Origin of the sequence: Streptomyces sp. WAC07094, assembly GCF_036320405.1 — a bacterium.
Taxonomy (GTDB): domain Bacteria; phylum Actinomycetota; class Actinomycetes; order Streptomycetales; family Streptomycetaceae; genus Streptomyces; species Streptomyces lannensis.
Map to the genome: position 1 here is coordinate 1673876 of NZ_JAVMJZ010000001.1, position 12835 is coordinate 1686710.

Annotated in this window: 8 protein-coding genes; 4 read left to right on the forward strand and 4 right to left on the reverse strand. The window is 68.5% G+C overall.

Annotated elements, in window-relative coordinates:
* Positions 1 to 232: 232 nt before the first annotated feature.
* On the forward strand, positions 233 to 2656 hold the full coding sequence (locus tag RCR19_RS07350; protein ID WP_331264381.1) for a lamin tail domain-containing protein: 2424 nt from the start codon (positions 233 to 235) through the stop codon (positions 2654 to 2656).
* Between the two features lie 206 nt (positions 2657 to 2862).
* Here RCR19_RS07350 and RCR19_RS07355 read toward each other — a convergent pair whose 3' ends face one another.
* From RCR19_RS07355 to RCR19_RS07365, 3 genes are all read right to left on the reverse strand, one after another.
* On the reverse strand, positions 2863 to 8460 hold the full coding sequence (locus RCR19_RS07355; RefSeq protein ID WP_331264382.1) for a GH92 family glycosyl hydrolase: 5598 nt from the start codon (positions 8458 to 8460) through the stop codon (positions 2863 to 2865).
* A gap of 768 nt (positions 8461 to 9228) precedes the next feature.
* Positions 9229 to 9603, reverse strand: a complete 375-nt coding sequence (locus RCR19_RS07360; RefSeq protein ID WP_331264383.1) for a peptidoglycan-binding protein — start codon at positions 9601 to 9603, stop codon at positions 9229 to 9231.
* A gap of 176 nt (positions 9604 to 9779) precedes the next feature.
* On the reverse strand, positions 9780 to 10166 hold the full coding sequence (locus RCR19_RS07365) for a peptidoglycan-binding domain-containing protein (RefSeq protein WP_331264384.1): 387 nt from the start codon (positions 10164 to 10166) through the stop codon (positions 9780 to 9782).
* Between the two features lie 124 nt (positions 10167 to 10290).
* Between RCR19_RS07365 and RCR19_RS07370 the strand changes: the two genes are divergently transcribed.
* On the forward strand, positions 10291 to 10461 hold the full coding sequence (locus RCR19_RS07370) for a hypothetical protein (protein WP_331264385.1): 171 nt from the start codon (positions 10291 to 10293) through the stop codon (positions 10459 to 10461).
* 60 nt (positions 10462 to 10521) lie between these two features.
* On the opposite strand, the gene RCR19_RS07375 is transcribed toward RCR19_RS07370, so the two are convergent.
* The gene (locus tag RCR19_RS07375; protein ID WP_331264386.1) at positions 10522 to 10956 is read right to left on the reverse strand and encodes a peptidoglycan-binding domain-containing protein; all 435 of its coding nucleotides are present in this window, start codon (positions 10954 to 10956) and stop codon (positions 10522 to 10524) included.
* A gap of 298 nt (positions 10957 to 11254) precedes the next feature.
* Here RCR19_RS07375 and RCR19_RS07380 point away from each other — a divergent pair, with 298 nt between their 5' ends.
* Together RCR19_RS07380 and RCR19_RS07385 are read left to right on the forward strand one after the other, a co-directional pair.
* A complete protein-coding gene (locus RCR19_RS07380; RefSeq protein ID WP_331264387.1) occupies positions 11255 to 11968 on the forward strand; it encodes a peptidoglycan-binding protein in 714 nt (237 codons plus the stop codon).
* A complete protein-coding gene (locus RCR19_RS07385; protein ID WP_331264388.1) occupies positions 11965 to 12825 on the forward strand; it encodes a DUF2690 domain-containing protein in 861 nt (286 codons plus the stop codon). The genes RCR19_RS07380 and RCR19_RS07385 overlap by 4 nt, the downstream gene beginning before the upstream one ends.
* Positions 12826 to 12835: the final 10 nt, after the last annotated feature.

A 12835-nucleotide genomic window follows, 5' to 3' on the forward strand; every position in this document is an offset into this window, starting at 1 on the left:
CCGGCGGCTACCTGGCGAAATCAGGAATCTTCCCAGGCGGCAAGGCTTCACCTCAGCATCGAGGTTCCGCACTTTCGGCGAACGGTCGGGAAACGTTTGCCGCTTGCCGGGCCGAATGCCTTGTACGACACGGATCTACGCGCGTATCTTCACGCCGGATCAAGAAAAAACGCACACCCCCCACATCTCAGCCGCGCCATCGACATCCGCCCCAGTCAGAAAGAGACACCACGTGTCCTCACGTATACCCCCGGCCCTGCGCGGCCGAGGTGCCAAGGCCCTCCTCGTAGCGCTTCCCGTCGGTCTCACCGGATCGCTCATCGCGCTCCCCTTCACCGCACAGGCAGCACCTTCGTCGGACGCCGCCATCTCCGAGGTATACGGCGGCGGTGGCAACTCCGGCGCCTCCTACACCAATGACTTCATCGAGTTGGGCAACGGGGCCACCGCGCCCTTCGACCTGAGCGGCTGGTCCGTGCAGTACCTGCCCGGTTCGCCGTCCGCCACCAGCAAGTGGCAGGTCACCCCGCTCGCCGGCGCCATTCCCGCGGGCGGCACCTACCTGGTCCAGGAGGCCAAGGGCTCGGCAGGTGACACTCCCCTGCCTTCACCCGACGCCGCGGGCACCATCTCCATGTCGGCGACCACCGGCAGCGTGGCACTGGTTCACTCGACCACCGCCCTCACCTGCCTGACCGCTGCCGACTGCGCGGCGGACGGCACCATCAAGGACCTGGTCGGTTTCGGTACCGCCGTGGTCCGGGAGGGCACTCCCGCCACCGGCGCGGGCAACACCACCTCCGTCTCACGCAACGCCACGTACACCGACACCGACGACAACTCGGTGGACCTGACCGGTTCCGCTCCGAACCCCAGCAACAGCACGGGCGGTGGCGCCGGCGACCCCTCGCCGACCCCGACACCGTCGACCACCCCCGTCCCCGGCGACCTCCGCATCCACGACATCCAGGGCACCGGCCGGATCTCCCCGCAGAACGGCAAGTCCGTCGCCGACGTGCCCGGCGTGGTGACCGGTGTGCGGAGCACCGGCTCGAAGGGCTACTGGATCCAGGACCCCGAGCCCGACGGCAACGCGGCGACCAGCGAAGGCATCTTCGTCTACACGGGCTCCGCCACTCCCCTGGTCAAGATCGGCGACTCGGTACTCGTCTCGGGCAAGGTGAGTGAGTACTACCCCGGTGGCAAGAGCAGCGGCACGCAGTCCGTCACCGAACTGACCGGACCCACGGCCGTTACTCTCTCCTCCGGCAACGCGGTGCCGGACGCCCAGGTCATCGACTCGGCCACGCTGCCCGACGCCTATGCGCCGCAGGCACAGGGAGCGAGCATCGAGTCCCTGGAGCTGAACCCCGGCACCTATGCGCTGGACTGGCTGGAAGCCCACGAAGGAATGCGTGTGCAGATCGGCGACTCCCGCGTGGTGGGCGCGACCAACACCTACGGCGAGACGTGGATCACCACCAAGCCCGACCAGAACCCCACTCCTCGGGGCGGCACCATCGTCAACGGCTACGACAACCCCAACTCCGGGCGTCTCCTGGTCACTTCGCTGACCGGTGACCAGCTCGAGGCCAATGTGGGCGACACGCTGTCCGGCACCACCGCGGGCCCCGTGGACTACGCCGACTTCGGCGGCTACAACATCCAGGCCACCACCCTCGGAACGGTCGAGCAGGGCGGACTGAAGCCGGACGTGGCGAAGAAGGGCAAGTCCAACGAGCTCTCCGTGGCGACGTACAACGTCGAGAACCTCGACCCGACCGACCCGCAGAGCAAGTTCGACCGGCTGGCGGAGGGGGTCGTCACGAACCTTGCGGCCCCGGACATCGTGAGCCTGGAGGAGATCCAGGACAACAACGGCCCCAAGGACGACGGAACTGTCGCGGCCGACAAGACCGTCACCCAGTTCATCGACGCCATCAAGGCGGCCGGCGGCCCGGCCTACGACTGGCGCGCCATCGACCCGGTCAACGACTCGGACGGCGGCGAGCCGGGTGGCAACATCCGCAACGTCTTCCTCTTCAACCCCGAGCGTGTCACCTTCGTGGACCGGCCGGGCGGCGGCTCCACCACGTCCGTCGAGGCGGTCGCCGACGGCAAGAAGGGTGTTCGGCTCTCGGTGTCCCCGGGCCGGATCGACCCCACCTCGGACGCCTGGACGAGCAGCCGCAAGCCGCTGGTCGGTGAGTTCCGGTTCCGCGGCAAGCAGGTCTTCGTCGTCGGCAACCACTTCAACTCCAAGGGCGGCGACCAGCCGGTGCACGGCGCCTTCCAGCCGCCGACGCTCAGCTCCGAGACCCAGCGCCTGGCCCAGGCGAAGGAGGTCAACACCTTCGTCTCCGGCGTGCTGGCCAAGGACCGCAAGGCCCAGGTCGTCGTCCTCGGCGACCTGAACGACTACCAGTTCTCGAAGCCGCTGGCCACCCTGACCGCGGGCGGTGTCCTCAAGGACCTCATCAACACCCTGCCGGTGAACGAGCGGTACAGCTACGTGTACGACGGCAACTCCCAGACGCTGGACCACATCCTGGTCTCACCGGCCATCAAGAAGCTCCAGTACCAGGTCGTCCACATCAACGCCGAGTTCTCCGACCAGACGAGCGACCACGACCCGCAGGTGGTCCGCTTCAAGTAGGCGGTTGCCGTCCGGGCCACCCGACAACTTGATGCCCGTGTGGCGTGCACGCGACCGCGTGCACGCCACACCTCGTTCCGGGGCTCACCTTCATGGACGGTCCCGGCCACGCCCGACGCGCCGACCGGGTCGCCCCATCACGAGGCCGCCGGTGGGCGGAACCGTCTTCACGGCTCCGCCCACCGGCGGCTTTGAACCACCTCGGGTCAGTTCCGACTGACCTTGAAGGGCACCTGAACACGGCTGCCCGATTCGGCCCCGGCCAGCGTGACGCTGGTCGCGCCCGGCTTCGCCGTCCCCGGCACGCTGATGGTCGCGCCCGAGACGACGCCGTCACCGTTCGCGTGCACCGTGACGGATGCGAGGCCGTCACCGAAGCTGATCCTCACGGCTTCGTTCGGTGCGAACCCGGAACCATTGACGGTGATCGCGGTGGCACGCGGCCCCGAGGTCGCCGACAGCAACACCTCAGGCCGGTACGCGGGTGCCGCCGACTCCTCGGTCACCTTGACGGTCGCCGTCGCCGGTGTCCGCGAGGACTTGCCGGCGGCGGTGACGGAGTACCGGCCGGGCTGCGCGTCGTCGGACGCCGCGATCGACGCGTGTACCGCTCCCGTCGTGGAGGCCGCGACCGTCAAGGTGCGCGCCGGGCTGGTGCCCAGCTTGACGGTCACCTGCTCGCCGGCGGCGAACCCGCTGCCGTTCACGGTGATCCGGTCACCGGCGGTGGCGCTGCCGGATACCGACGCCGAGATCGACGGGTGCAGCTTCGCCTTGCCCACGGTCACGGTGAACGTCTCGGTGCTGCTGGACAACTTGTCCCAGCTGGTGACGTGCACCGTGTACGTGCCCTCCTGCACATATGTGTGCTGTCCGCTGATCGCGCCGGACGAGTCGACCGTCGCGTCGGCCGGAACCGTGCCGTCACCCCACTGGACGCGGGCCTGGTAGCCCGTCGAGTCGGTGACTCCACCGGTCACCGAACCGAGGTCCGCCGAGAAGGCCTGCCCCGGAGTGGCCGTCTGGTCCTTGGGGGCGGTGGTCTTGAGCGCGGCGTCCGGCGTGCCGTCGTGGGCGACGGCGAACACGTGGATCCTGCCCGTCGAGCCCGGGTCGCCGGTCTGCGTCGGCAGGGTCACCGACACCAGCGTCTTGCCCTCGGGGATCCGGTACGGCTCGGTGGCGAACAGGAACGGCTGTGCGCCGTCCCGGCTCTTGCCGAGCAGTCGGTACGCGGCCTTGGCGACGACGATGTTGCCGTAGGACGGCGTGCCGTCGGGGTTGCCGCCCAGCGTCCAGTCGCTCATCCGGATCGGGATGTCGGCGGTGCTGCCGTCGCTGAACGTGGCCGTGCCGGTGGTGCTCTGGTTGCCCTGCGTTCCGGCGCCGATGAACGAGATGCTCTTCACGTCGTCCGGCAGGTCGAGCGCGATCCTGCTGCCGTTGCCGGTGGCGTTGTCCGGCTGCCCCGCCGAAGCCACGGGCAGCGTGAAGTGCAGCGCCGTTCCGGGTACCTCGTGGTCCTCGCCCTGGGTCACACCCGCCGCCGCAAGAGCGGAACGCGAGTACGCCCACGACTTGCTGTCGCAGTTCGCCGCGACGACGCCCTCGTCTCCGATGCACACGGAGTCGAATGCCGCGGCCAGGCCGTCACTCGGCGCGTAGGCCACGTCCACTCCGACCGTCGCCGCGCTCTGGACGTTGCCGTCGGTCACCGTGACCTTGGCCTGGTGGTAACCGGGCTTGGCGTAGGTGTGCGAGCCGCTGACGCTGTACACGCCCCGCGAGCTCAGGGCCGTGGTGCCCGTGGTGACCGGCGTGCCGTCACCCCAGTCCACGGTGGCCTGGTAGCCGCTCGCGGTGCCCCCGGTGACGGTGGCCAGCGGTGCGGAGACCGCGACACCGGACGTCGTGTGCAACTCGCTGCTCGCGGCGGTGACCGTGAGGTCGCCGCCGCCGATCTGGACGTCGCCGCCCGCGAGCAGCTCGACCTCGGCGAGGTTCGTCTGCGCGGCGCCGACTGTCTTGGTCACGACCAGACGGAACCGCGCGAACTTACCCGGATCGTCCATCTTGAACGGCCGGCTCTGGTTGCGCGACGGGAAGACCTCGCCCTTGCGGGAGTCGACGGTGGTCCAGGTGATCCCGTCGTTGGAGCCCTGCAGCTTCCAATCCGTCGGGTCGCCCACACTCGCCCCGGAGGTGAGGGTGTAGTACGTCGGCATCTGCTTGCCGCCGCGGAAGGCCCAGTTGATCTGCGGCGTACCGGTGGTGAACGTCATCTGCGTGGTCGACGAGTCGTCGAACAGCTTCGACGCGTCCTGCCCGTCACTCGCGGTCGCGGTGCCGAGACCGGGGCCCGTGGTGTCCTGCAGAGGCTTGGGCACGTCCTTGCCCTTGGTCAGCGACGGCGGTGCGTCGTTCTTGCCGGTGCCCCAGGACGACGGCTGCGAGCCCATCTGGAAGTCGATCCTGCCGCCGTGGGCGAGCACGGAGGAGTCGATGGACACCGTGTGCTGCGTCTTGCCGTTGACCTTCACGCCCTGCACGTAGACGTTCTTCGTGCTGTTGCCGGGCGCGTTGACGACGATGTCGCCGCTCTTGCGGTGCACCGTCATCTGGGTGAACTGCGGTGATCCGATCGCCCAGTTGGACGAACCGGCCTGCAGCGGGTAGATGCCGAGCGAGCTGAGGATGTACCACGACGACATCTCGCCGTTGTCCTCGTCACCCGGGTAGCCCTGGCCGATCTCGTCGCCGACGTAGAGGCGCTGCAGGATCTCCCGCACGATCGCCTGGGTCTTCGACGGCGTGCCGGCGTAGTCGTACATGTAGGGGATGTGGTGCGACGGCTGGTTGCTCATGCCGAGTTGGCCCATGCGCACCGCCTGCGCCTCGAGCATCTCGTGGATCGTGCCGCCGTAGCCACCGGGGTGGTCGGCCTTCTCCGGGGTGGAGAAGAACTGGTCCAGCTTCTGCTCCAGCCCCTTCTGCCCGCCGTACAGGTTGGCCAGGCCCTGACCGTCCTGCTGTGCGGTGAACGCGAAGTTCCAGCCGTCCGTCTCGGTGTAGGCGCCACCCCAGTCCAGCGGGTTGCCGGCGAGGAACTTGCCGCTGGCGTCGCGACCCTCGAAGAACTTGGTGTCCGTGTCGAAGAGGTTCACATAGTTGCGGGCACGCTGGAGGAAGTACTGCGACTCCTCCTTGAGCCGGTTGCGCTGCGACTTCGGTGTGGCCGGGTCCTTGGCCAGGGCCGCGCCCATGTTCCCGATGCCGTAGTCGTTGATGAAGCCTTCCAGCGCCCACGACACCGACTCGCCGGTGGAGGTCGGTGTGTAGCCGAGGAACAGGGAGTTCTCGATGCCCTTGCGGCCGACCTCGCTGCGCCCGGACGCGACGGTCGCGTCCTTGACCGCCGCCTCGTAGGCGGCGAGCGGGTCGGGCACCTTGACGCCGTTGAGGTAGGCCTCGGCCAGTGCGACGTTCGCGCTGGTGCCGGTCATCAGGTCGGCGTAGCCGGGTGACGACCAGCGGGCTATCCACCCGCCGTCGCGGTACTGCTGGACGAACCCGTCAGCGATCTTGGCCGCGATGTCCGGGTACAGCAGCGAGTACGCGGGCCACACGGTGCGGTAGGTGTCCCAGAACCCGTTGTTGACGTAGATCTGACCGTCGACGACCTTCGCACCGGTCTGCGTGGCGGTCGACGTGCCGGTCGGCGCCGACACCGGGCTCGCGTACTGCCAGTGCGGTGCCGCGGCGGTGCCGGTGTTCTCCGACTGCGAGTTCGGGTACAAGTTCAGCCGGTAGAGGTTCGAGTACAACGTGACCTTCTGGGTCTCGTTCGCGCCCTTGACCTCGATCCGGTCGAGCCGGTCGTTCCATGCCGCGGTGGCGGCGTCGTGGATCCGGTCGAAGCTCTTGCCGGTGACCTCCAGGTCGAGGTTCCTGTGCGCCTGGTCGACCGAGATGAAGGACGTCGCGATACGCATCGTCACCTGCGAGTTCGCGGAGGTGTCGAAGGTGGCTGACGTCGCGGAGGACGCCGTCGGCGCCCGGTCGAAGGTGCCGGACACGAACATCCGGCTGCGACCGGCGGACAGGCCGCTGCCGTTGTCGACCCAGCCGGTGAACGTGCCGTCCGTGCCGATGGTGAACGTGCCGTTGTAGAAGACGAGGCTTCCGGTGGCCTTTCCGGACGGGAAGGTGAACTGCATGATCCCACCGTGGTCGGTGGGCGACATCTGCGCGGTCAGGCCGTTCTGCGTGGTGACCCGGTAGAAGTCCGGCCGCGCGGTCTCGTCCTGGTGGCTGAAGGCGAGTGCGCGTGAGCCGGGCGCTCCGGTGAGCGAGCCGCCGTCCGGCACCGGCATGACCGACATCTGGTTGCGGTCACCCATCCACGGGCTGGGCTCGTGCGAGATCGCAAGTCCCTGCAGGGTCGGCAGATTGGCCGCGTTGTTGCCCTGCTGGTAGTCGTACTCCCAGGAGTTGGACGTGGCGTTGGTGACCGGCGTGAAGAAGTTGAAGCCGTTCGGCATCGCCGAGATCGGCAGGTTGTTGCCACGCGAGAACGAGCCCGATGCGTTGGACCCGCGCCGGGTGTCGACATAGTTCGTCGCGCTGGAGCCGTCGATCGGCGTCGGCGTGCCCGTCACGGCGATGTCGTCGAGCCAGCCCTGGAAACGCGTCGAGGCGGTCGCCTCGGGGTCGTCGTAGGCGAGCAGGATGCGGTCGATCGTCTTGCCGTTCGCGACCGCCCCGATGTCGGACTGGACCGCGTTCCACTGGTCGGCGTAGAGCACCTTCGACGCGCCCTGCCCGGCGGCCGTCAGCGCGTAGCCGTGCTGGTCGACGGGCGAACGTCCGCTCAGGTAGCTGCCGTCGGTGAAGTGGAGGTCGACGGCGGCATAGGTGGACGGGTACTGGGTGTCCTTGCCGGTGAACTCGGGGAAGATCTTGTACGACAGCCGCGTCTTCGGCCCGACCGGGATGTTGACGTCGAAGAGCTTGTCGGTCGCGGACGAGCGGCCGTCGGTCTGGGCGCCGCCCGAGTACCGCAGGGAAGCCGTGCCGGTGAATCCGGCCCCGGACTTCATGTTGTAGCCACTGACCGGACCGGCGCCGACGACGCCGACCATCGGCGTGGCCGGCGGTATCACGTTCGAGCCGTCGCTGATGTTCCAGTCGGCGAGCTGGATGATCGAGTCACCGGAGTTGGCGGTGACGTTCAGCCGGTAGTAGCTGTAGGCGGTCGTGTTGGTGAAGCTGTAGGTGTTGGTGGCGAACCGCCCGCTGAAGCTCACCCCCGTGCGGCTGTCCAGGTCGTTCCATGTGCTGCCGTCGTTCGACCCCTGCACGGTGAAGTCCTTGGGGTCGCGGCCCGGCGCGTCGTTCGCCGAGGTCAGCGAGTACTTCACCACCGCCGCGGGCTTGGACAGCCGGTAGGCCGCCCAGCCGGTCTTGTCGAACGCCAGCCACTTGGTCGACGGATTGCCGTCCTTGAGGTTCGTGGCGACTTCGCCCGGCGGGTTCTCGGCGCTCGCGGTCACCTCGCTGACCTGGTCGAGCAGGCTGCCGGGCAGTCCCGAGGGGCTCGATCCGCTCAGGTTCGTCTGGATCGGCTTGCCGTTGGCGCCGATCTCGACGGTGCTCGTCGCGGGTTGCGGGTCGGCCGACTCGAACGAGGCGCTGAAGTTGCCGGCCGGCGGCGCCGCGGCGGCGAGCGCCGCGGGTGCGACGGCGAGCACCCCCACCGGCAGCGACAGCGCTATGGCTGCACTGACCCATCTTCGAAGGGACAAAAGGCGGGCAAGAGATGAATATGGTATCAACGTAGGCCTTTTGACTGGTAGCGATTGAGAGCGTCGAGCTTCAGGGGTGAAGGGCCTGGCCACTGCGGTCGATCGACGGCAGTGGAGCCTGAGTGCGCCTACAGGACGTTCGGACCGGACTTGCCGAATCCCGGCCCTGGATCGGCGCTCAAGCTGTTCCGCGCCGACGTCGGGTCAGCACGGATCGGCGCCGCAACGGGCGCCGTTGCACAGCGAGAACCGCCGCGACCGCTGCCGCGCGTGGGGACATCGCTCTTGGACCATGCGGAAGCTCCATGAGGGGATGGCTGGCTCGCGGACGGGCACACCCAGCTGAAGATCGCGACTAGCCTCTGCGTCTCAGACAACGTTGTCAATACTGTCGGCGCAACCTGTTCCGTTCGAATTCATCACCACGGTCGGCGCCGTGACGAACCGGAGCCGCTGCGGCCGATCGACGTGCGGCGTCTTTCCGGGTCGTGTCGCTGCGGATGCCTGGCGGGTCCCGGTCAGGGTCGACCGCCTCGTACGCGTCGGCGGCCCGCTCTGCGAGTGGCCCGGGCATCACGGTCGACCTTCGAACACGCGACGAGGACCGCGACCGTAAGGCCGAGGCCCTCGCTCAGCAGCGTGAGAGCGCGTGTCCGAGGGGCGGGTCGAGCCCACGACGAGGCACTCGTGGTCACGCGAGGACAACTCCGCCGAAAGGGCACCGCGCCGCCCCTGCCCGAAGGGGACGGCTTGGCACCGGATCACGGTTCAGTCGGTGCTGGGGACGTAGAGGTAGCAGCCCGCGCCGACGTAGCCCAGCATCTGATCCCCGGTCTGCGGACCGACGACGCCGTCCACGCTCAGGTGCGGGGAATAGCCGGTGTGGTTCCACCACTGCTGGAAGCTCTTGATGCCGGAGTAGGTCTGGGAACCGAAGGCACCGTCGACGGTCACATGGGCGGGGGCGGGCGAGTTGTTGACGGCCTCCTGCACGCACCTCACCCCGTTACTGGTGTTCGCGTAGCCGTATCCGATCCATCCGGCGGTAGTCGACGCGCCGGCGGTGCCGACGGGTCCTGTCACGGCGCACACCAGGGCCGCTCCTGTTACAGCGGTACGGCGCACAGCTCGCGTGATCGACATTCTCTCTCCTCTTCTCCCCTGCGCCACGACGCACTTGGATGTCTGAATGCGCGGACATGGCGGCTCTCGCCGGCAGCCGGCATGAGCAACAGGCCCCCGAGTCCACGTGGCGAATGACGGTTGCACCAACGGGGACCGGAGACGGCTGAGTCACCGCACCGGTCCCCGATCCCTGCTCAGCCGGCGGCGAGGTAGCGCAGTCCGCGCCAGGACTGGGGCCCCGGCAAACCGTCGACCGTGACGCCCCCCATGGTTTCCTGGGCCAGTTTCATGGCCGCCTGGGAGTGCGCGCCGAAGATCCCGTCCACGGAGTAGCGGTAGTAACCGATCCACTTCAACAGGCACTGCGCCTCAATGCCTGCGTTCGTCACGGAGGAAGCCGACGGAACGACCGTGTTGCCGCTGTAGTAGCCGGCGTACTCGTAACCTCCAGAGGCGGAGTAGTGGCAGGTGTAGGTCTGCGCCGACTGGCTTCCGGCCTCCGCGTCGGGGGCCACGGCCAGTCCTCCCCCGAGCACTGCTGCAGTCGCGAACGCAGCCGCGAGACGTTTGTTGATACGCATGGTGAGTTCTTCCTCCAGATGTTGTGTGGCGGGTCCGAATGACACATGCCGCCACTGCGTTTGCGGGACACGACGGTCCGGGAGAGGAGGCACGCGCGGGCAGCGGACGACGCCTGCGGTGCACATGCCTGGCGGCGGGGACGACGCGCTCGTGGGCGGCGAACTGCACGGCACCGTGCCGGTACTGGGCGAGGGCCACCGATGGTCGGCAACGCTCCGAAGCATTCTCGCCACTGTCGCCGAACGCTGCGGCGGCGAGTCCGGGCTTCCCCTCTTCCGGCCCACCCCCGGGTGACAGGCACACGGTGGACACCGGCGAGCGCGCCGCGGCGACGGCCGCACCACGGCGACCCCGTCAGGGAATGCGCAGGCAACGCCACGTCATGGGGCCGACGACGCCGTCCTGCTCCGCGGACGAGAATCCGCAACGCGCCTGCACCCGCTTCACAGCGGCGGTGGTAGCCGGCCCGTAGACGCCGTCGAGTGCGCTGGGACCCTCGCCGTAGTAGTCGGTGAGACACTGGATCTCCTTGACCCTGTCCCCCGTTGCACCGGGGCGCACGGTGACGTTCCAGGCCCAGGAGTAGCCGGCCGTGAGGCCGATGTAGTTGGTGGTCTCCTTGGTCCAAACCAAGCAGCGGCTGTCCGGATGCACAACGGAAGCCGTGACCTTGGAAGTCGTGATCTCGGGGGCGACGACCGAGGCGTCGGCCGCCGAGGCGGACGTGGTCGACACCGCGAGGCCACAGGCGACCGCGGCCAACAGGACCAGACCCTTGCGACGGTTCATGGGATGTGCTCTTTCCTCGTTGCGGCGAGGGCGGCGCGGGGTGGACCGCGCCGCCCGGCTTGCACACCGAGACTGCGGGGCAGCGGGCACCGGCTGCCAGGAACGACGCCGGATTGAGGACTTCGCGGGACGTCCCGCCCGCTGACCTGCTGGGACAGCGGTCCCTTTGAAGCAGGGGCGGGATGCGACGGCACGGCCCGGAGGCAGCCGGGCTGACCGAAAGGCCGCCTACGGTAGCGTCCCCTGGACGACATGATTGTGACGACTGATCAGATCGGCAAGTGGTATGGGGTGGAACATGCCGCGTTGGAAAGAGTTACCCGATTCACTTGATGAACGGGCGCGCAATCTGGTCGTTCAGCTGCGCCGGCTGAAGGACCACAGCGGGATGAGTCTGTCGTCGCTGCAGTCGAAGACCGGCTACTCCCGCTCTTCCTGGGAGCGTTATCTCAACGGGCGGGCCCTGCCACCGCGGCAGGCGGTGGAAGAACTGGCGCGGGTCGGCGGTGTCGATCCGACACGGCTTCTCGTTCTGCATGAAGTGGCCGAGGAGACGTGGCGGCAGGAACCCGGCACATCGAAGGGATCGGATCCGGCCCCGTCGCGGGGCGCACGGCGCACGGTGGTGATCGGCGTCCTTGTGGCCGTGGTTCTCGGCGGGCTGACCGCCGGGCTCCTGGTCGTCGCGCCCTGGAAGAACGGGGACTCGGCCCCGCCGTCCCACGGGGCCTTCACCTACAAGGCGGGGAAGACCTATCCCTGTGCGGTCGAGCAGAAGGCGGGACGGTGGTACGCCGGCTACAGCACCACCAGCACGGCGCTGCTCACCGGGCCGGGGTGGGATGTCGTGGAGGCTCAGTGTCTGTTGCGCCGTCTGGGCTTCGACCCGGGCGTCGTGGACGGTGTCTACGGGCCGAACACCACGCGGGCGGTCAAGCGCCTGCAGGACAGGGCCGAACTGCCTCCTGACGGCCTCGTCGGCCCGCGCACCTGGCAGGTACTGCGGAAATGACGGACACGGAACCGTCCGCGGCCGGACCCGTATGCGCGCGGCTGGCCGGGGAACTGCGCGATCTCAGGACCCGGACGGGCTTGAGCATGGTTGCGCTGGCCCAGCGCACCGCTTACAGCAAGTCCTCCTGGGAGCGCTACCTCAACGGCAAGCAGCTCGCCCCGCGCCAAGCCGTCGAGGCGCTGTGCACCGTGGCACGTGAACCCACCGGGCGTCTGGTGGCGCTGTGGGAACTGGCCGACCTGGAGTGGAGCGGACGGGCCCACACGACACCACCCCCGGTGGCCCGGCCGGACGCAACTCCGTCGGACGACGACCGGCCCGGCGGCCACGGACCGTCCACAGACCACACCGCACCCGGCCCGGTACACGGACCGAGCGGACGGCGGCACCGGGGGGTCCTCGCCGTCGTCTGCGCGGTCGGGCTCACGGCCGTGACAGCGGTGACGGCCTGGCTTCATACGGCCGTCGACAACCCCACGAATACCGCGCCCGCCGCACCGCCCGCTCCCGGATGCCACGCCCTGACGTGCGCAGGTCACAAACCGACGGCGATGGGCTGCGCCATGCCCAGTCAGGAACAAGTACTCGGCGAGCAGAGGCTTTCCACCGGAACAACACTGGAAATCGTCTACAGCAGGCAGTGCCGCGCCGCGTGGGCACTGGTGGGCACCGCGCGGATCGGAGACGTACTCACCGTGTCCACCCCGGGTGGCGCGCCCGAGCAGGCCAAGGCCGCGGACAAGTACGACACGGAGAACCCGCTTGTCACACCCATGATCGACGGCAGCGGCCGCACCGGACTCCGGGCATGCTTCAAACCGGCAGAGGGACACAAGAAGTGCTTCCACACCTGAGCGAGGACGT

Excerpts from the sequence above, each read along its gene's own strand:
- RCR19_RS07360 (WP_331264383.1), bottom strand. The coding sequence starts at position 9,603 with ATGTCGATCACGCGAGCTGTGCGCCGTACCGCTGTAACAGGAGCGGCC.
- RCR19_RS07365 (WP_331264384.1), bottom strand. The coding sequence starts at position 10,166 with ATGCGTATCAACAAACGTCTCGCGGCTGCGTTCGCGACTGCAGCAGTG.
- RCR19_RS07370 (WP_331264385.1), top strand. The coding sequence starts at position 10,291 with ATGCCTGGCGGCGGGGACGACGCGCTCGTGGGCGGCGAACTGCACGGC.
- RCR19_RS07375 (WP_331264386.1), bottom strand. The coding sequence starts at position 10,956 with ATGAACCGTCGCAAGGGTCTGGTCCTGTTGGCCGCGGTCGCCTGTGGC.
- RCR19_RS07380 (WP_331264387.1), top strand. The coding sequence starts at position 11,255 with ATGCCGCGTTGGAAAGAGTTACCCGATTCACTTGATGAACGGGCGCGC.
- RCR19_RS07385 (WP_331264388.1), top strand. The coding sequence starts at position 11,965 with ATGACGGACACGGAACCGTCCGCGGCCGGACCCGTATGCGCGCGGCTG.